The organism is Dietzia sp. IBK-p2-16D (assembly GCF_057773085.1).
Map to the genome: position 1 here is coordinate 577,319 of NZ_JBYMTL010000002.1, position 19,123 is coordinate 596,441.

Genomic DNA, 19,123 nt, shown 5'->3' on the forward strand with positions numbered 1-19,123 from the left:
TGCGCCGGTTGACCCGGACGCTGACACCGGCTCGCTGTCGGGTCTGTCCTCGGACTTCCCGGGTTCGTCGGATGCGCCGGTCGATCCGGATGCGCCGGTTGACCCGGACGCTGACACCGGCTCGCTGTCGGGTCTGTCCTCGGACTTCCCGGGTTCGTCGGATGCGCCGGTCGATCCGGATGCGCCGGTTGACCCGGACGCTGACACCGGCTCGCTCGGCTCGCTCACAGGCATCTTCGACGGTCTCTCCTCGGGGTCGACCGATGCTGACGGCGAACTTGACTTCGGTTCACTGACCGGCGGGGCCGGTTCAGAGGGCATCACCGATGCGCTTGAGGCCGGATCGTCGAACCTCGGTTCCGGCGACGTCATCGTTGCTCCCGGCAGCGGTACCGGTTCCGACTCGGAGACTCTCCTCGCTCTTGGCTCGCTCGCTGCTGGCGGCATCGCCATCGGCCTGATCGTCTCCGGTGGCGTCAACCTGCCGGCGCTTCCGGGTGTCGACGTCGGCCTGGTCTGCAACCTGCCGCAGGAGGGCATCGACTTCCTGAAGAACAACGGCTCCATGGAGCAGCAGGAGTGCGAGCCTGAGGAGCAGAACTGACGTTCTGCCCAGCTTGCCGGTGACCCGGTGAGCGGCTAGCTCTCACGTACAGATCCCCCGTCAGCCCACGCGGCCGGCGGGGGATTTGTCGTACCTCCCACCTACCCTCGGGATCATGGCCACCCCCGACTTCGTCCTAGAGCTCCGCAAGCACGTGGGAAGCGCCCCGCTCTGGCTCGCCGGGGCGACCGCCGTCATCCGGCACCCCGAAGGGAACCGCATACTGCTGGTCCGGCGAAGCGACAACGGATGGTGGACCCCTGTCACCGGCATCGTCGACCCCGGAGAGCACCCCGCCGACGCCGCCGTCCGCGAAGCACTCGAGGAAGCAGCGGTCACCATCCGCGTCGACCGGGTCGCCTCGATCGGCGTCTCCCGCATGGTCACCTACGCCAACGGCGATCGGGCGCAATACATCGACCACACCTTCGCCTGCACCTACCTCAGTGGTGACCCCCACCCCGCCGACGGCGAGAACACCGACGTCCGCTGGTTCGCCGTAGACGACCTGCCCGACATGCGCCCCCACATGCTCGCCCGGATCGAGGCAGGCCTCGCCGACGAAGAACGCGCCCGCATCATCACCACCCCCGAGGGCGCGGGCTCCGGATAGGCCGGTGTCGTAGCCGGAGATTAGGATCGGGTCATGTCCGCCGACAGGCTTCGCACCGAGGTCCCGCCCGTGGTGACCGCGGTCGTGGGCATCGTGGTGGCACTGGTCAGCGGCGTGTTCGGCATCAGCGCCCACGGGCTGGCGGCCGGTGGGCTGGCGGGCTCACCCACAGCGGGCGAGATCCTCGCCGTCGCGGCCGCGAGCGTCGGCGTCGGAGCGGTCACGGCCGCCCTCGCCCGTCGTCGGGCTCCGATCGTCACCGCCGCAGTCGGGCTGATCGTCGGTCAGGGGCTCGTCCACCTCGTGCTGGCCTCCGGGCACACCCACGGTGCGGCCGGCCACGCCGCGGGCCACACCGCAGGCGCTGCCAGCGCCTCGGGCGCCAACGGGGCGCTCGGCCACCACACCACCGACCCCGCAGCGATCCGGGCCGCGATGGACGGGGTCGGCCTCGACCCGACGGCCTCCGCCGCATCCCTGCTCACCCCGGGAATGCTGGGCGCCCACCTCGCCGCGATCGTCGCGACGCTCGCGCTGGTCGCCGTCCTGTCCGGGACACTGTCCTGGCTGGCGGCCCGGGTGGTGCCGATTCCGGCGGCGGCTCACCTCGTCGTCGTCGCCAGACTCCTGGCTTCCTACGAGGCCGACGCCCCGCGCGGACGGTTCCTCCTGGCCAGCGGGGGAACCCGCGCGCCGCCCGTGGCTGTGTGACCACCTCTCGCACCGGTACGCGCCCCGCGCTGCCGGGCGACCACACACCACACCAAGGGAACATCCATGCGTACCCACACCCGTGCCGCCTTCGCCGCGGCCACTGCACTCGCGCTCGCCCTCACCGCCGCCTGCGCGACCGACGACACCGGCACCGACTCGCAGGCCACCGGTGACACCGACGCCGCAGCGACCACCGTGACCTTCGACGACGGCTGGGCCAAGGCCACCGACACCGAGATGTCCGGGGTCTTCGGCACCATCCACAACCCCGGCGACACCGAGCTGCACCTCACCGGCGTCGACAGCGACCTCGACGGCAGCACCGAACTGCACGAAACCGTCCCCGGCGCCAGCGGGATGATGATGCAGGAACGCGAAGAGGGGTTCGTCATCCCCGCCGGCGGCGAGCTCGTCCTGGAGCCCGGCGGCAACCACATCATGCTCATGGACCTCGGCGCCCCCATCACCACCGGTCAGCAGATCACGCTGACGCTCGAGTTCGACGGCACCGAGCAGGACGTCACCGTCTCGGCCCGTGATTTCCAGGGCGGCGAGGAGGAGTACGTTGGCGGCGGCCACGGGGCGGCCGATCACTCGACCGAGGGGGGCATGAACCACGATGGCTGACCAGGCCCGCCGAGGTCTGTCCAGGCGGTCGGTGCTCACCGGCGGCGTCGCGGCCGTGGTGGGTGGCGGCGCCGCGGGATACGCGGCCCGGGGAGCGGTCGACGACGGCGAGGTGGTCACCGACTGGAAGACCCTCGCCGACTCGCGGGTCGTGGGGGCGGCCACCGAACCGTTCCACGGCCCCCGACAGGCCGGCATCACCACGGCACCGCAATCGCACGCGGCGTTCGTGGGTTTCGACATCGTCCCGGGGGCGACGCGCACCGAAATCCAGGGAGTCCTGCGGGCGTGGTCCCAGGACGCCGCCCGGCTCACCCAGGGGCGCGGCGGACTCGCCGACCTCGAGCCGGAACTCGCCGAGGACCCGGCGCGGCTCACCGTGACGATCGGGTTCGGTCCCGGACTGTTCGATGCGATCGGGATGCCGGAGAAGCGGCCCTCGTGGCTCGCGCAACTTCCGGCGTTCCCGCAGATCGACCAACTCGAGGACCGCTGGTCCGAAGGGGATCTCCTGCTGCAGATCTGCGCCGACGACCCGCTGATCGTCTCCCACGCCGCCCGGATCCTCGCGTCCGGCGTGCGGGGGGTGGCCCGGCAGAAATGGTCACAGCGCGGCTTCCGCAAGGCTGTCGGCACCGACCCGAGCGGGCGGACCCAACGCAACCTGTTCGGGCAGCTCGACGGCACCGAGAACCCCCGGCCGGAGGACATCGACTTCGACCAGATCCTGTTCTCGGACGGCAGTGACAGGCGGTGGATGCGGGGCGGCTCGTCGCTCGTCCTGCGGCGCATCCGCATGACGATGGACACCTGGGAGGAGATCGACCGCACCTCCCGGGAACTCAGCGTCGGCCGCAAGCTCGACACCGGGGCCCCGCTGACCGGGGAGGTCGAGCGCGACCCGGCCGACTTCGAGGCGATCGACTCCACCGGCCTACCGGTCATCCCGCCCGAATCGCACATCGCGCGGGCGCGGCAGCACAACCGGGGTGAGGCGATGCTCCGGCGGCCGTACAACTACGACGACCCGCCGGAGGGTGGCGAGATCAGCAACTCCGGTCTGCTGTTCACCGCCTACCAAGCCGACCCGGTGCGGACGTACATCCCCGTCCAGCAGCGGCTCGCCGAGCAGGACGCGCTCAACACCTGGACGATCCCCATCGGCTCCGCCGTGTTCGCGCTGCCGCCCGGTGCGCCCGAGGGCGGCTACGTGGGGCAGGGGCTGTTCGAGGGCTGACCGCGAACGGGGCGGCTGGCACCCCAGCTGCAGCGAACGGGTCAGATCGCCGCGGCGATGGCGCCGGCCATGGCCTGCTGGCCCAATGAGGTGGGGTGGAACCCGGCAGCATTGGTCGGGGGCCCGCCCAGGAAGTCGGTCCAGCGCTCGTCAGCCTCTCCGCAGGCGCTGCGGTCGACTGAGGTGTCGACGGGCAGGACGGAGACGTGGCCGTTGCGCTCCGCCGCCTCGGCCACCGCGTTGTTGATGTCCGTGGTGATCTGGCGGGCCCAGTTCAGGTTGTCGACGCCGATGAACTGGGTGAACTGACAACCGTCCTCGTTCGAGGCCGGGAGAAGAGGCAGGTACTGGGTGGCGATCACGGTCGCATCGGGCGAGCGCTCCTTGATCTCCGAGTAGACCTCGTCCACCGCGCCGCCTTCGCCGAAGACGTCAGCGATGGCAGTGCTGACCTGGCCGTCCAGCCGACCCTCGCAATCGAGGGGAGCACCGGGAGCGCCACCGGAGATGCATTCGACGATGGCGCCGAAGCCCACGTCGTTGCCACCGATCGAGAGGGTCACCAGATCGGTGTCCGGATCAAGGGCGTCGATCTGGGGCGAGACGCCCGGGTGCTGCTCGTCGAAGATGTCCTCGGTCACCGCTCCACCGCACGTGACGTCGGTGAGCTCGCCGACCGCCGGGTTCAGGTCGAGCACATTGGGGTAGTTGGTCAGGCTACGACCGCACCGGGCGTCGGGGCCGTCCGTGACCACGAGCTCCGTCTGATCGCCGAATGCGGCATAGGAATCGCCCAGCGCCACGTAGTCGGCGTAGGCGGGGCCGGCGATCGAACCGAGGGACCCGGCGACACTGCCCGGGATCTCGTTGGTGGCGCCGAGCGAGCTGACGGCGATCGCCCCGTCAGCCTGGGCCGTGGACTGGGCGGCGGCGACAGGTGCCGCGGCGAGCGTCACGGCGGCGGCCAAGGCGAGGGAGGTCGTGAGGGAACGTGAGCCGCTCAGGCGGCGGCCATAGGAGGTGAGCATGTACTCAGTGTTCTCTCATCGCCGCCGCTTCGGACCCATTTCGGTAACTTCTGGACAGCTGTCGAGTGAGGTGTCCGCCCACAAGGTCAGCCGTCGAGCGCTGCGAGAACCCGGTCGGCGACGTGCGCGTGGCCGGCGCTGGTGGGATGCACGGGCACCACTCCGGTCTCCAGGCCCGTGAAGTCGACCCAACGGTTCTCGGGGGAGGTACACATCGAGTGCCCCGGCTCGTCCGGGATCACGACGGTGGCACCGTTGCGCTCGGCGGCGTCACGGACCACCCGGTTGATGCTGTCCTGGAACCCACGAACCTTGGCCCGCTCCTCGCGGCTGATGGCCACGAACGGCGCGCAGGCGGGGGACTGCTGGATGATCTGGTCGTCCTCGGGCACCGCGGCCAGATAACCGACGGTCACGACGCGGGCCTGCGGGGCCCGCTCGGCGATCCCGGCATACACCGCGTCCATACGCTGATCGAGGTCGTCGAGCGCGTCGGCAGCCTGCCGGTCGATCACGTCCGAACACCCGGCGGTGGGGTCGAAGCCTTTCGACAGATTGCCGGTCACACCGTCGACGACCGGTAGCAACTCGGGCGCGGTGTTGGGCCGCAGCGCGCACGCCACGATCACGGCGGCAAAGCCCACGTCATTGCCGCCGATCGTCATGGTCACCAGGTCGGTCTCGGCATCGAGGGCGTCGAACTGCGGCGGGGCTCCCGTCCGGCCGACCGCGAGGAAATCGTCGGCCACCGCGCCGCCACAGCTCGCGTTGACGAACGTGCCCACCCCCAGCTCGCGGGCGACCACGGTGGGGTAGGCGTCGTCGGTGCGCACGCACGCGACCGGACCTGCACCCCAGGCGCCGGGCGCGATCTTGCCGACGGCGGCGTAGGAGTCACCGAGGGCCACGTACTTGGCCGGGCCGGTGCCCGGGCCCGACAGCACCGACGGGCCCATTCCGGTACCCGTGACCTGACCGGTGATGGTGCCGCCCAGGGTCTGGGCGGACCCGCCCGCGAGCTCCAGCGGCGAGGCCGCCGGCGAGAGCGGGTCGGGGATGGCGGGATCGGCCCCGGCCGGGGCGGCCAGCAGCGGGGACAGCAGGACGGCTGTGGCCGCGGCGGCGCCGGCGACGAGGCGGCGTGCGGAACGACGGGAAGACGATGCGTACATGACCTGACTCTCTCATGAACACATGTCTAGTTGGGCGTCCCTCCCGAGGACTTCCCGGTCATTTCGGGAGGGACGCCAGTGTCGTCAGTCGACCGGCGGAGCCGCGGGCAGGCGCACGACCTGGCCGGCGTAGGACAGGCCCGCGCCGAAGCCGATGCACAGTGCCACGTCGCCCTGCTTGGCCTGACCCTCGCGCAGCATGGTCTCCATGGCCAGCGGGATGGAGGCGGCCGAGGTGTTGCCGGTCTGCTCGATGTCGTTGGCGATCGCCACCGTGTCCGGCAAGCCGAGGTGCTTGGCCATGGCCGAGTTGATGCGGCCGTTGGCCTGGTGCGGGACGAACGCCTGGATCTGCTCGGCGGTCACGCCGGCCGTCTCCAGGGTCTCGGCGCACACCTTGGACACCTGCACGGCGGCCCAGCGGAATACCTTGGAGCCGTTCATGGTCAGGAAGGGCTGCTGGATCTCCTCGGCGCCGGAGTCCACCTCGTTGACGTAGGCCTTGAAGTCCTTGGTCTGACTGATCGCGCCGCCCTGCTCGCCATCGGAGCCCCACACCACCGGGCTGATGTCGTTGGTCTCGCCCGGGCCCACCACGACGGCGCCGGCACCGTCCCCGAAGATGAACGAGGTGTTTCGGTCGGTGAAGTCGATGCCGTCGCTCATCTTCTCCACGCCGATCACCACGACGTAGCGGGAGGCGCCGCCACGGATCATGTTGGTGGCCACGGCCAGGCCGTAGCCGAACCCGGCGCAGCCCGCGGTGAGGTCGAACGCGGCGATGCCGTTTCGTCCGAGGTTCGTGGCCACCTGGGGTGCGGCGTGGGGCACCTGGGTCCAGTTGGTCGACGTGCACAGGATGACCGCGTCGACGAGCTCTGGATCGATTCCCGCGGATGCGACGGCCTTCTTCGCCGCCTCGGTGGACATCATCACGATCGACTCGTCGTCGTTCGCGAAACGGCGGTTGAGGATCCCGGACCGCTCGTAGATCCACTCGCTGGTCGAGTCGATCGTTTCGCAGATCTCCTCGTTGCTGACCACGCGCTCGGGGCGGTACGCGCCGATGCCCAGCAACGTGGAGCCGGGTGCGCCCTCGCCGGTCGCGATGGTCACGGTGTCGTTGGAATCCGCCATACGGATGTAACTCCTCGTCGGTGTGCGGTTCGAGATGCGGCCACGCTGGCGCGGCCCGTCACGATACTTCCCCGCAACAGTACTGGGGACGAGAAGAACATCGGCAGATACGAGGGCTGAGTTACCGCCCGGTCAGCACCCACCCCCGCCCGCGGGCCGGCTCATCCCCGGGCGAGACCCTCCAGCCACGCACGCCACCGCGGTGCCTCCCAGGTGGGGGCGACATCGACGGCGGCCGCGCCCAGTGGGAGCCCACCGCCTCCGGGGACGTCCACGTACTCGTAGACCCGCAGGGCGATCGCGGCCCGCCCGGTCGCGTCCTCGTGATCCTCGCCCGCCGGGAAGGCGAACAGCTCCAGCATGCCGTCGACCGGGGCCGAGAGGATCAGGGTCCGCGAGGCCTGCGACTCGGCCACCACGATCCCGCCCACCTCACCGGACCTGGCCACCACCGTGCCGGTGCCCGGGTTCCCCCCGGCGCCGGCGGCGGGGGCGATCAGCGCGCTCGTCACCCGGGCCCACAGCTCCGGGACGCCCGCATCGACGGGATCGGTGGCCGCGTCGACGGTCACCACCCCGTCGGCCGGGCGATGGGTCAGTCGGTGGGCCAGCACGGTCAGCGCCTGCACCCACCCGTCGACACTGCCGTCCACCGACTCCTCCGCGAGTTGTCCGCCGGAGCCGAACCCCGACCGCAGGGTGAGCACGCTGCCGCCCTCGCCGTCGTCGACCACCTCACAGGAGGTCTCCCACGGCGGCACCGGGACACCCTCGCCCATCCAGTCCCGCTCCTCGTAGGAGAACAGTCCCGGGACACTCCCGCCGGGCGGGGTGTACGTGGTGATCTCGCCGACGGTCGCGGTGAGCATCGCCTCGGCAGCGGCTTCGGGTCCGGTCGTGGGATCGGGGGCGCCGGGGTCGGCGAACTGCACGATCCGCCCTCCCACCTGCGGCTCCAGTGCGCAGGGGACGAACCAGGACGAGATGCCCTCGCCCGTGGCGACCGCGTCCCACACCACCGTGGGCGCCGCCGGCAGCGGCACGCGGCACGCCACGCGCCGGCCACCGTCCGCGGTCTCGATCCCCGACGTCACGTTGTACACGGGCGCTCTCCCCTCACCGGTCCGCTGCTGTTGTCCGCGTAACGCTACCGGCGGGCCCTCCGGACGTAGTGTGGCGGTCGTGACTGCGGCGGTCGGGGCGGGAGACGGTGCGGGCGGTGCCCGGGGCGGCGCCGTCCGCGGTCCGGTCGCCGCGACCGCCCTGCTCTTCGCCGCCAACGGGGCGATCTTCGGCGCCATCGTCCCCCGGCTGCCCGACCTCAAGGACGCCCTCGACCTCGGTCCCGCCGCGTTCGGCCTGGCCATGGCCTGTTATCCGGCCGGCGCGCTGGTCGGCGGCCTGCTCACCCCCGCGCTGATGCGGCGGCGGTCGGACGGGGCGGTCGCGATCGCGATGATGGTCGCCGCCTCCTTCGCCGCCGCGCTGGTGGGGTTCTCGCCCGTCGTGGCCGTGTTCGCCGGGCTGCTGTTGCTGTTCGGGGTGTGCGACGCGATGACCGACGTGGCGATGAACGCCCACGGGATCCGCGTTCAGCTGCGGCATGGGCGTTCGTTGATCAACCGGTTCCACGCGGTGTGGTCGCTCGGCGCGGTCCTCGGTGCTGCGGGTGGGTCGGTGGCGGCCGGCGCGGGAGCGCCCGTGCGGGTCCAGATGGTCGGTGCCGCCGTGATCTGCGCGGCCGCCGCGCTCGCCGCCTACCCGGTGCGGTTGGGCCCGCCCGTCGCCGAGGACGAGTTCGGCCGCGACCTCGACGCCGTGCCCGGGCCGCCGCCCGAGCCCTCGCCGGAGCCCTCGCCGGAGCACGCCGACGACTCCGTGGCGTCCGGCCCCGCCCGCCGCATCCCCGGCGGCCGCGCCCTGCTCCTGCTGGTCGCGCTCGGGCTGTTCGCGTGCTGCGCCGAGCTCGTCGAGGACTTCGCGCAGACCTGGTCCGCGCTCTATCTGCGCGAGCTCACGGTCGCGGGCGCGGGCCTGGCCGGACTCGGGTTCATCTCCGTGCAGGGCGCGCAACTCGTCGGGCGATTCACAGGGGACACGCTGGTGGAGAGGTTCGGCGCCGCGTTCGTCGGCCGCGTCGGCGGCGGCTGTGTGGTGGCCGGAGTCGGCACGGTGTTCGCGGCGTCAGTCCTCCTCGACGGTCCTGTTCTGTTGGCCGTCGTGCTGGCTGGGTTCGTCGTGGCCGGGTGGGGGATCGCCACGATCATCCCGGGCGCGATGGTCGGCGCCGACTCGGTGCCCGGCCTGACCCCCGGCGCGGGTCTGGCGGTCCTCAACTGGGTGATGCGCCTGGGCTTCCTGGTCTCCCCGCCGCTGGTCGGCCTCATCGCCGAGCACGCCGGGATGCGCTGGACCGTCACGCCCATGCTCGCCGGTGGGGTGCTCATCGCCGTCCTGGCCGGGCCTCTGCTCGGCCGCGCGGACCGCCCGGATCGCGAGCTGCCCGCCCATCACACGAGGGAGACCGCGACGTGAGTGACCGGGTGTTCGTCAAACGTGGCTCCGACCACGGCTCTGAGCGTCACGGCCCCGACTTCTACCGCCACGAGGCGGCCGGTCTGGCCTGGCTCGCCGCGGCGCGCGGCGGGCCGAGGGTGGTCGACGTGGTGGGGGTCGACGACGACGAGATCATCCTCGAGAGGATTCCCACAGGTCGCGCGACGACGCGAGCGGCTCTGCGGTTCGGGCGGTCGCTGGCGGCGATGCACGACGCGGGCGCGGCCGCCTGGGGCGCACCCGCGGACGGCTGGGCGGGCCGGTGCTTCATCGGCAATCGTCCCCAACAGTGCGTGCCCACCGGCTCGTGGGGCGAGTTCTACGCCGAGCAGCGGGTCCGGCCGTTCGTCCGGATCGCGGTGGACCTCGGGGTGCTCGGTGGCGCTGACCTGGCCGTGGTCGAGCAGGCCTGCGACCGCGTCGCGTCCGGGGCGCTCGATGATCCCGACGACCACCCGGCCCGGATCCACGGCGACCTCTGGACCGGCAACGTGCTGTGGACCGCCGTGCGGGTGCGCGGGCCCGGCGCCGATGGCGACGGCGTGGAGGCCGTGCTCATCGACCCCGCCGCGCACGGCGGCCACCGTGAGACCGACCTGGCGATGCTCGCCCTGTTCGGTGCCCCGCACCTGGCGCACATCCTGCGTGGCTACGACGAGGCGCACCCGCTGCGCGAGGGGTGGCGGGACCGGGTGCCGCTGCATCAGCTGCACCCGTTGGCAACGCATTCGGCCGGGCACGGCGCCGGCTACGCGATCGCGCTGGCCGACGCCGCCCGCGCCGTGCTCCGTCTCTAGGCGCCCGGGTTATTCACCCGCCGGGCTGACCCGCAGGACCTCGTCCCCGCCGTTGCCGTTGGAGGTGGTCACGAGCAGCGACCCGCCGGGCTCGGGTGTGATCGACCGCAGCCGGCCGTGCTCGCCGCGGAGGATCGTGGCGGAGTCGGTGACGGATCGGCCGTCCTCGGTGAGCTTGAGCAGGACGATCTGACTGGTCTTGAGCATCGCCACGGCCAGAGCTCCGTCCCACTCACCCCACGCGGGGTCGTCGAGGAACGCGATCCCGCCGGGCGCGAGCGTCGGCGCCCCCGACCGCCACGAGGCCTCCATCGCATCCGGGAAGGCTCGAAGGTCGGTCATCGGGACGTTTTGCTCGTACCGGCCGCTCGAGTTCGGGTTCCAGCCGTAGTTGGAGCCGGGGATCACGAGGTTCACCTCGTCGTCGACGTTCGGCCCGTGCTCGGCCGAGATGATCTGGTCGGAATCCGGGCGCAGGGCCAGCCCCTGGACGTTGCGGTGCCCGTAGGTCAGAACGGGGGAGTCCCCGATGGTGTCGTCGGCGGGCTCGCCCGTGCGGGTGATGTGCAGGATCTTGCCCGAAAGCGATTCGAGGTCCTGGGGTGCGGGACCCGTGAACGCATCGCCGGTTCCGATGTAGAGGGTGCCGTCTGGATGGGCGAGGATGCGGCAGCCCGAATGCAGCCCGCCATTGGCCAGCGGAATATCCTCGACGAGCACTCGCGGGGATTCGAGCCGGGACCAGTCGTCCGCCGCGCGCCAGGCGGTCACCCGGTTGTCGCCCGCGTCGGCCGAAGAGTGGCAGGTGTAGATCTCGCGACTGGTGGCGAAGTCGTCCGCCAACGCCATGCCCATCAGTCCGCTCTCGGCGGTGTTGAACAGGGGCCCGAAGTCGGCCTCGACCGTGGACCGCAGGCGGTGAGCGGGACGGCCACGGTCACCGCTGCGGCCGCGGCGATCCCGGCGAGGGCGCGGGGGAAAGTTGTTCTGGGCACTACTTCTCCTGGGTCGGGCTGATCGGGCGGTGGCGGGGGCTGCGACTGTTGATCCCCCGTGCGCCCGAACCTATTCGACCCCCGGCGGACGCGACACCGGAACCGCGACGTGCCCGGCGGTCACACCCCGGTCGAGGGGCGGATCCGCAGGACCTTGTCCTGACCTCTGCCGTTCGAGGTGGTGGCCAGCAAGGATCCCCCGGGCTCGGCGGTGAGGGAACGGATACGGCCGTACTCGCCCGGGAGGATCCCCACGGTGTCGAGGACCTCGAGCCCGTCGCCCGAGAGCCTCATCAGCGCGATCCGCGTGGACTTGAGCATCGCCACCGCCAGTGCGCCGTTCCACTCGCCCCACGACGGGTCGTCGAGGAAGGCCATCCCGCTGGTGGCCCACGTCGGGTCGCCGGAGGACCACACGGCCTCCACGGCGTCGGGATGCTTGATCAGGTCCGTCATCGGTGAGGCGTCGTCATGGTTCCGCGGGATGCCGGGCCGGTACGGGTCCCACCCGTAGTTCCGGCCGGGGCGGATGAGGTTGATCTCGTCGTCGACGAGTGTGCCGTGTTCGGCCGAGTAGATCCGCCCGGTGCCCGGCTGCAGAGCCAGCCCCTGCACGTTGCGGTGGCCGTAGGTGAGGACGCGCGGGTCCGTGCCCTCCTCCCGGATGGTGTCCGAGGCGGGCTCCCCGGTGCGCTCGACGTGGAGCACCTTGCCTCCGAGCGAGTTCATGTCCTGCGGGATCTCGCCGTGAAACGTGTCGCCCGTTCCGATGTACAGCGTTCCGTCCGGGTGAGCGAGGATTCTGCACCCCGAGTGGTGCCCGATGTCCTGTCGCTCGATGCCCGGCACGATCACGTCCGGGGACTCCAGCCGCGACCAGTCATCGGTGGCCCGCCACGCGGTGACGCGGCTGTCCCCGATGGTCCCGTCGGGATCCGGCTCACTGAAGTTGACGGAGTGGCAGGTGTAGACCTCGCGGCTGGTGGCGAAATCGTGGGCCAGGGCGATACCCATGAGGCCGCTCTCCCCACCGGTGAACAACGCGCCGAGGTCGGCCTCGACCCGTGCGGAGGTTCCGTCGGGTCGGACCGCGACGATCCGGCCCGTACCGCGCTCGCCGGTGACGACGACCCCGTCCGGGGCGCGAACGACGTCCCACGGGATCGTCAGACCGTCCATGACCTCGTCGACCTCGACCGCGGGGCCGGCGGGCAGCGGAGGCGGGAGCGTCTCCCCGGTCGGCTGCCCGGCTGACCCGGCCGAGCCGGTGGACCCGGCCGACCCGGCCGAGCCGGTGGACCCGGCCGAGCCGAGGGAGCCGGCGTCCACCGAGCCGGCGACCGACCCGGGCGCGGCGCTCTGGGCCTGCGCGGCCGCGGGCAGCGCCACGGTGACCGCCGCGGCGGCCGCCATCCCTGCCAGCAGGCGGGTGCGGAGGACGGATCGGACTGGGCGACGCTCGGGCCGGTCGGGCACAGGGACTCCTCGGGTGGGGGGCATGCGAGAATCCCCGGTGACCGCGGTCACTCGAGGGGCGGTGAGAAACCTATCCGACGGGTCCGACACCCACCCGCCGAACCCGACGAGAAGAGCGCCCCGCACACCCGCCGCTGGGGCAATGTGTGCGGGACGCTCGCGTCGGTCGCGCCACGGCGCGGATCGGTGCTGTCAGAGCTCCTCGATGGTCGCCATGGCGTGCACGGTGCCCAGCTTTCTGGGGTTGCGCACGGTCAGCGACCAGGCCGGGTCCCCGGCGCCGCCGCGGCGGGCGTAGATACCCAGCTTGGCGGGCAGGATCACGGGCTTGCCGAACTCCACCGAGTAGCGGGCCTGCTCGGGGATCCCGCCCTCGACCGTGCCCAGCAGCGTGGCGGCCGTCCACATGCCGTGGGCGATGACGTTCGGGAACCCGAACGCCTTGGCACCCACCTTGGACACGTGGATGGGGTTGCGGTCCCCGGACACCGCGGCGTACTCGGAGATCTGCGCCTCCGACACCGACTTCACCACGGTGGGGTCGCCGATCTCGGACGCGGTCGGAGGCGCCGGCTTCGGCGGGCGCGGTGCGTCCTTCGGCGGGGTCAGAGAAGTCCTGCGCTTGGAGAGCAGGCCCGACCGTTGCACCCAGGCGGGCTCGTCGTCGTCACCGGTTCGGATCTCGGTGACCACGTCCAGCAGTAACCCGGCGGAGTGTTCCCGCAGATTCTCGGCGTGCGCTCGGATGTTCAGCTCGTCGCCGACGCGCAACGCGCGGCGCGAGGAGATCTCGTTGGTCAGGTGCACCGACCCCATCGCCGGCACGGGGTAATCCGGGTCCAGCATGAGCTGCATGCTCAACGGGAACGCCAGCGTGAACGGGTAGGTCAGTGGCAGTTCGTCGGTCAGCCGCAGTCCACAGACGCGGGCGTAGGCGGCAAGGTTGGCCACATCCACACGGACGCCGGAGACCTCGACGCCCCGGGCCGGCATGGATGTCCCGTCGCGGGAACCACCCACGACGGGCATCGCGCCCACCGCGGCCTTGCCGTACTGGGCCAGCAGGTTGGGGATGGCGGGAAGCCGGGTGTACTCCACGTCAGCTCACGCACCCAGCAGCGACTGGCCGCACACGCGGATCACGTTGTCGGTGACCGCGGACGATGCGGGGTTGGCGAAGTAGGCGATGGTCTCGGCCACGTCGACCGGCAGGCCGCCCTGCTGCATGGAGTTCATGCGGCGGCCGGCTTCGCGGGTGGCGAACGGGATGGCGGCGGTCATCTGGGTCTCGATGAAGCCCGGGGCCACGGCGTTGACGGTGACGTTCTTCGAGGCCAGCTCGGCGGAGGCGCCGTTGACGAACCCGATCACGCCGGCCTTGGACGCGGCGTAGTTGGTCTGGCCGCGGTTGCCGGCGATACCCGCCATCGAGGACACCCCCACGACGCGCGAACCCTCGCCCAGGATGCCCTTCTCGGCGAGCTCGGCGGTGATGCGCTCCGGCGCGATGAGGTTGACGGCCATGACGGAGTCCCAGCGGGCGCCGTCCATGCCGGCCAGCGTCTTGTCGCGGGTGATGCCGGCGTTGTGGACGAGCACGTCGACGCGGCCGTCGTGGCGCTCGGTCACGTGCTTGGCCAGGACCTCGGCGGCGTCCGCGGCGGTGACGTCCAGCGGCAGCGAGGTGCCGCCGACTTTGTTGGCGGTGGCTGACAGCGACTCGCCGGCGGCGGGGATGTCGCAGCAGATCACGTGGGCGCCGTCCCGGGAGAGCACGGCCGCGATCTCCGCGCCGATACCGCGCGCGGCGCCGGTGACGACGGCGAGCTTGCCCTCGAGCGGACGGTCCCACGACGCCGGGGCGGTGGCAGAACCGGCGCCCACGCGGAACACCTGCGCGTCGACGTACGCCGACTTGGCGGACAGGATGAACCGCAGGGTGGACTCGAGCCCGGAGGCGCCCGCGTCGGCGTCGGGGGAGACGTACACGAGCTGGACGGTGGAGCCGCGCTTCATCTCCTTGCCGAGCGAGCGGGTGAAGCCCTCGAGGGCCCGCTGGGCGATGCGCTCCTCAACCGAACCGGTCTCCTCCGGGGTGGTGCCGAGCACGACGATGCGGCCGCTGGCGGCCACGTTGCGCACCACCGGGTTGAAGAACTCGAACAGGGCCTTGAGGTCCTCGGCGCGGCGCAGCGAGGTGGCGTCGAAGACGAGGCCCGCGAACTTGCCCTCCGCGCCGGCGCCGGCCAGCTCGTAGTCGCCGGCGAGCATCTCGCGGACGGGCTCGACCAGGCGGCCCTCGCCGCCGATGAGGACGGGACCGTGCAGGGCGGGCTGTCCGGCCTCGTACCGTCGCAGCTGCTCCGGCTGCGGGAGGCCGACCTTGCCGGCGATGAACGACCCGGGGGCCGAGGTCACGAACTGCGAGTAGAGGTCGAGGTTGCCCTGTGCCATGGCGATCATCTCCTGGAGAGGTGCGGTACTACGGGTCGACAAGTAACTTACTGCTGAGTAACAATACGTGCAGGGCCGCGTTTCGGGCCACCGGACACCGAGAATCAAACGGGAGTGACACACGTGACCACCAGCCCCCGCAAGGTCGCCATCGTCGGCGGCAACCGAATCCCCTTCGCCCGCTCGAACGGCAAGTACGCGGACGCTTCCAACCAGGACATGCTCACCGCCGCGATCGACGGACTGGCGAGCCGCTACCACCTCCAGGGCAAGCGCATCGGGTCGGTCGTCGCGGGTGCCGTGCTCAAGCACTCGCGCGACTTCAACCTCACCCGGGAGTCGGTCATCGGTTCCGTGCTGGACTCCTCGAGCCCGGCCTACGACGTGCAGCAGGCCTGCGGCACCGGCCTGGCCGCCGCCATCCAGGTGGCTGACGCGATCGCCCTCGGTCGCATCGAGTCCGGCATCGCCGGCGGCACCGACACCACCTCGGACGCGCCGCTGGCGGTCAACGACGACCTGCGCAAGACGCTCATCAAGGTCAGCTCCGCCAAGTCGACGGTCGACCGTCTCAAGCTCCTCGGCGAGATCCGTCCGCAGGGTCTCGTGCCCGAGCAGCCGCAGAACGCCGAGCCGCGCACCGGTCTGTCGATGGGTGAGCACGCCGCCATCACCGCCCGTGAGATGGGCGTCACCCGCGCGGACCAGGACGCCCTGGCCGCCACCAGCCACCACAACCTCGCCGCCTCCTACGAGTCCGGCTTCCAGGACGACCTGGTGACCCCGTACCTCGGCGTGGCCCGCGACGACAACATGCGGCCCGACTCCTCCGAGGAGAAGCTGGCCAAGCTCAAGCCCGTCTTCGGCAAGCGCGACGCCGAGGCCCACGGCACCGAGGCGACCATGACCGCCGGCAACTCCACCCCGCTCACCGACGGCGCGTCCGCCGTGCTGCTGGCCAGCGAGGAGTGGGCCAAGGAGAGCAAGCTCCCGGTCCGCGCGTACCTGGTGGACTCCGAGACCGCGTCGGTCGACTTCGTCCACGGTCACGACGGCCGTACGCCCGACGGGCTGCTCATGGCCCCCACCTACGCGGTGCCGCGTCTGCTCGCCCGCAACGGCCTCACCCTCCAGGACTTCGACTACTACGAGATCCACGAGGCGTTCGCCTCGCAGGTGCTGGCCACCCTGGCCGCGTGGGAGTCCGACGAGTACTGCACGGAGCGGCTGGGACTGGACAAGGCCCTGGGCTCGATCGACCGTTCCAAGCTCAACGTCAACGGCTCCTCGCTGGCGGCCGGCCACCCGTTCGCCGCCACCGGCGGCCGCATCCTGGCGGCCACGGCCAAGCTGCTGGAGCAGAAGGGCTCCGGCCGGGCGCTGATCTCCGTCTGCGCCGCCGGAGGCCAGGGCGTCACCGCGATCGTGGAGCGCTGACCCCGCCCCTGGAGCATCCGCCTGCGGGCTGAGCCCGCGGAGCATCGCCCGTGAAAGTGCAGCCCCCGCGTCCGGCGCGGGGGCTGCACTCCTCGGTGCCAGTCGGTCATAGTGTGTTCACAGTGGTTCGGGCGGGGACATCCCGGTCGACGGCCCGCCGGGTTCCGTCGTCCCCCGCTCGGGAGGAGGCGGATAGCGCGTGGACGAGTTCCCCGACGACAACGCCCCGGCACGCCCCGTCGAGATCGAGGGTGCGGGCCCACACCCGGCCGCGTCCGATCGGCGGCGCTATCGGGTGCGCTCGCGGTGGCTCCACACCGTCGTCGGCCTGTTCATGGCGCTCGCCGTGCTGTACGGCTTCGACCTGGTGCAGAGCATCGGCCGGGTCCCGCGCGGCACCGAGGTCGCCGGGATCCAGGTGGGCGGGATGCGCACGGCCGACGCCGAGCAGCGACTGATCACCGAACTCGGACCGAGGGTCGACGACGAGGTGGATCTCCGCGCCGGGGCCGTCACGACCACGTTGGACCCCCGGTCGGTCGGGCTGTCGGTGGACTGGCAGGGCACGCTCGACCGGGGTGGTGAGCAGCCCCTCAACCCGCTGAAACGGCTGATCAGCCTGGTGTGGTCGACCGAGGTGGGCATCGCCAGCGTCATCCCGGACGCCCGCCTGACCGACTTCCTCGAGCGACTCGCCCTCCAGGCGGACTTCGAACCCCGCGAGGGCGCCATCTGGTTCGACCGCGACGAGGTCCGGTCGGCCATCCCACTCGACGGGCAGCGTCTCCGGATCGAGGACTCGCGCGACGCGGTGCTTGAGCACTGGCTCGACGACGACGGTGTGGACCTGTCCGTCGACTTCACGCCCACCGAGACGGACGCCGAGCAGGTGCGTGCCCTCATCCGGGACATCGCCGAGCCCGCCGCGTCCCGGGACCTGACGCTGATGGCCTCGCGGATGCGCGACGACGGCACCGAACCGGCGACCACGACGATCACGACCAGGCTCCCGGCCCCGCCACCGGCGCCGGGACGCGCGCGGCCCGAACCAGCCGAGCGGGAGATCGAGATGGTCGAGCCGGAGGACCCGGGCGCGGTGCCGGTGCAGTTCCCGCGCGATCGGATCGGGGAGTACCTCAGCTTCGTCCGCATGGGCGGGGTGCTCGAGCCCCGCTTCGACGCCGACGCAGCCAAGGGGATCCTGGACCCACTGCTCGAGGTGACCGAACAGGAGGGCAGGGACGCGTCCTTCGAGTTCAGCGGCACTCGAGCCACGGTCGTCCCCGCGGTGCAGGGGCGGACCGTCGAGTGGGGGCCGCTGCTGGGGGCGCTGCCCGGTCAGCTCACCGACGTCGAGGGCCCGCGGGTGCTCCCCGTCGGGTACGTGGGTCGCGACCCCGAACTGACCACGGAGGAGGCCGAACGGGCGGGCATCCGCGAGCCCGTCGGCCAGTTCACCGTCACCGTCGGCGCGAGCGGCCAGGCCCAGTCCATGATCGCCTCTCTGGCCGGGCACTACATCCCCGCCGGCGAGAGCTTCTCCATGGCGGAGGTCGCCGGCACCGTCTCCGGGGACGTCTCCGCGGATGCCGTCGCCACCGCCCTGTTCAACGCGGCCTTCGAGGCCGGAGCACAGGACCTCGTGCACAGCTCCAGGGGCGTCGACGGCGACGCGTTCCCGGCTGGCCGCGACGCCACCGCCTCGGCTGACGTGGGGTTCCGCAACGCCCAGGGCACCGGGCTGGTGATCGACGCCTCGGGCAGCGGCAACTCGGTGACGGTCCGGCTGTGGGGGACGCCCGAGTACACCGTGAGGGTGTCGACGGCTCCCCGTACCGACATCCGGCGGGCCCAGACCCGGGTCGTCACCACCGCCGGCTGCACCCCGAGCGCGGGCGAGGACGGGTACACCGCACGCGTGACGCGGGTCGTCCTGCGAGGCGACGACACCGTCAGTACGGACACCGTCTCGTCGACCTACGCACCGCGGGACCGCATCGAGTGTCGGGTCGAGCCACCGGCGCCACGCGACGACCCCGCCCCGCCACCGCCGCCGTTGCCGGGACCCGGCGACCCGATCCGCATCCCGGGCCTTCCGGAGATCCGCATCCCCGGCCTGCCCGGCAACTAGAACCAGAAATCCGCTACCCGGATTCGATGGCGCGGGCCCGATGCGGCCCGTCAGGTGGGGATCAGAACGCGGACTCGTCCAGCTCCATGAGCTCGTTGCCGAGACCGGCGACGATCCCGCGGGTGGCGGTGAGCAGGGGCAGCTC

16 protein-coding genes and 1 pseudogene are annotated in these 19,123 nt (G+C 71.6%); 9 read left to right on the plus strand and 8 right to left on the minus strand.

The window, feature by feature from the left end:
- The 5 genes and pseudogenes from AC3DE3_RS07090 to AC3DE3_RS07110 form a co-directional block, all read left to right on the plus strand.
- Positions 1-604 (plus strand): annotated as a pseudogene (locus tag AC3DE3_RS07090) (hypothetical protein); the annotation flags it as partial.
- Positions 605-719: 115 nt separating this feature from the next.
- On the plus strand, positions 720-1,217 hold the full coding sequence (locus tag AC3DE3_RS07095; RefSeq protein WP_488369480.1) for an NUDIX hydrolase: 498 nt from the start codon (positions 720-722) through the stop codon (positions 1,215-1,217).
- A 33-nt stretch (positions 1,218-1,250) separates the two neighbouring features.
- Positions 1,251-1,928 carry a hypothetical protein gene (locus tag AC3DE3_RS07100; RefSeq protein WP_488369481.1) on the plus strand — a complete coding sequence of 226 codons (678 nt, stop codon included), beginning with the start codon at positions 1,251-1,253 and terminating at the stop codon, positions 1,926-1,928.
- Positions 1,929-1,994: 66 nt separating this feature from the next.
- A complete protein-coding gene (locus tag AC3DE3_RS07105; protein ID WP_488369482.1) occupies positions 1,995-2,558 on the plus strand; it encodes a copper chaperone PCu(A)C in 564 nt (187 codons plus the stop codon).
- Entirely contained in the window at positions 2,551-3,795 is a 1,245-nt protein-coding gene (locus AC3DE3_RS07110; RefSeq protein ID WP_488369483.1) for a Dyp-type peroxidase, read from the plus strand. Before AC3DE3_RS07105 ends, AC3DE3_RS07110 begins: the two co-directional genes overlap by 8 nt.
- Before the next feature lie 41 nt (positions 3,796-3,836).
- Here AC3DE3_RS07110 and AC3DE3_RS07115 read toward each other — a convergent pair whose 3' ends face one another.
- From AC3DE3_RS07115 to AC3DE3_RS07130, 4 genes are all read right to left on the minus strand, one after another.
- A complete protein-coding gene (locus AC3DE3_RS07115; RefSeq protein WP_488369484.1) occupies positions 3,837-4,823 on the minus strand; it encodes an SGNH/GDSL hydrolase family protein in 987 nt (328 codons plus the stop codon).
- An 86-nt stretch (positions 4,824-4,909) separates the two neighbouring features.
- Positions 4,910-5,995 (minus strand): SGNH/GDSL hydrolase family protein, encoded by a 1,086-nt coding sequence (locus AC3DE3_RS07120; RefSeq protein WP_488369485.1) that lies wholly within the window; start codon positions 5,993-5,995, stop codon positions 4,910-4,912.
- 84 nt (positions 5,996-6,079) lie between these two features.
- Positions 6,080-7,132, minus strand: coding sequence for a beta-ketoacyl-ACP synthase III (locus tag AC3DE3_RS07125; protein WP_488369486.1), 1,053 nt, complete (start codon positions 7,130-7,132; stop codon positions 6,080-6,082).
- A 161-nt stretch (positions 7,133-7,293) separates the two neighbouring features.
- Positions 7,294-8,235 (minus strand): SRPBCC family protein, encoded by a 942-nt coding sequence (locus AC3DE3_RS07130; protein WP_488369487.1) that lies wholly within the window; start codon positions 8,233-8,235, stop codon positions 7,294-7,296.
- Positions 8,236-8,314: 79 nt separating this feature from the next.
- On the opposite strand from AC3DE3_RS07130, the gene AC3DE3_RS07135 reads away from it, so the two are divergent.
- Positions 8,315-9,667: an MFS transporter gene (locus AC3DE3_RS07135; RefSeq protein WP_488369488.1), complete on the plus strand. Its 1,353-nt coding sequence runs from the start codon at positions 8,315-8,317 to the stop codon at positions 9,665-9,667.
- Positions 9,664-10,485 carry a fructosamine kinase family protein gene (locus tag AC3DE3_RS07140; protein WP_488369489.1) on the plus strand — a complete coding sequence of 274 codons (822 nt, stop codon included), beginning with the start codon at positions 9,664-9,666 and terminating at the stop codon, positions 10,483-10,485. Before AC3DE3_RS07135 ends, AC3DE3_RS07140 begins: the two co-directional genes overlap by 4 nt.
- A 9-nt stretch (positions 10,486-10,494) precedes the next feature.
- Here the strand turns inward: AC3DE3_RS07140 and AC3DE3_RS07145 are convergent, their stop codons facing one another.
- The 4 genes from AC3DE3_RS07145 to AC3DE3_RS07160 all read right to left on the minus strand — a co-directional run bounded on the left by AC3DE3_RS07145 (position 10,495) and on the right by AC3DE3_RS07160 (position 15,410).
- Positions 10,495-11,400, minus strand: a complete 906-nt coding sequence (locus AC3DE3_RS07145; RefSeq protein ID WP_488369635.1) for a PQQ-dependent sugar dehydrogenase — start codon at positions 11,398-11,400, stop codon at positions 10,495-10,497.
- Positions 11,401-11,600: 200 nt separating this feature from the next.
- Positions 11,601-12,956 carry a PQQ-dependent sugar dehydrogenase gene (locus AC3DE3_RS07150; RefSeq protein ID WP_488369490.1) on the minus strand — a complete coding sequence of 452 codons (1,356 nt, stop codon included), beginning with the start codon at positions 12,954-12,956 and terminating at the stop codon, positions 11,601-11,603.
- Positions 12,957-13,148: 192 nt separating this feature from the next.
- The gene (locus AC3DE3_RS07155; protein WP_488369491.1) at positions 13,149-14,054 is read right to left on the minus strand and encodes a MaoC family dehydratase; all 906 of its coding nucleotides are present in this window, start codon (positions 14,052-14,054) and stop codon (positions 13,149-13,151) included.
- 6 nt (positions 14,055-14,060) lie between these two features.
- A complete protein-coding gene (locus AC3DE3_RS07160; protein ID WP_396119668.1) occupies positions 14,061-15,410 on the minus strand; it encodes a 3-oxoacyl-ACP reductase in 1,350 nt (449 codons plus the stop codon).
- Between the two features lie 123 nt (positions 15,411-15,533).
- Here AC3DE3_RS07160 and AC3DE3_RS07165 point away from each other — a divergent pair, with 123 nt between their 5' ends.
- Both AC3DE3_RS07165 and AC3DE3_RS07170 read left to right on the plus strand, forming a co-directional pair.
- On the plus strand, positions 15,534-16,847 hold the full coding sequence (locus tag AC3DE3_RS07165; protein ID WP_488369492.1) for an acetyl-CoA C-acetyltransferase: 1,314 nt from the start codon (positions 15,534-15,536) through the stop codon (positions 16,845-16,847).
- 199 nt (positions 16,848-17,046) lie between these two features.
- Positions 17,047-18,978 (plus strand): VanW family protein, encoded by a 1,932-nt coding sequence (locus tag AC3DE3_RS07170; protein ID WP_488369493.1) that lies wholly within the window; start codon positions 17,047-17,049, stop codon positions 18,976-18,978.
- Positions 18,979-19,123: the final 145 nt, after the last annotated feature.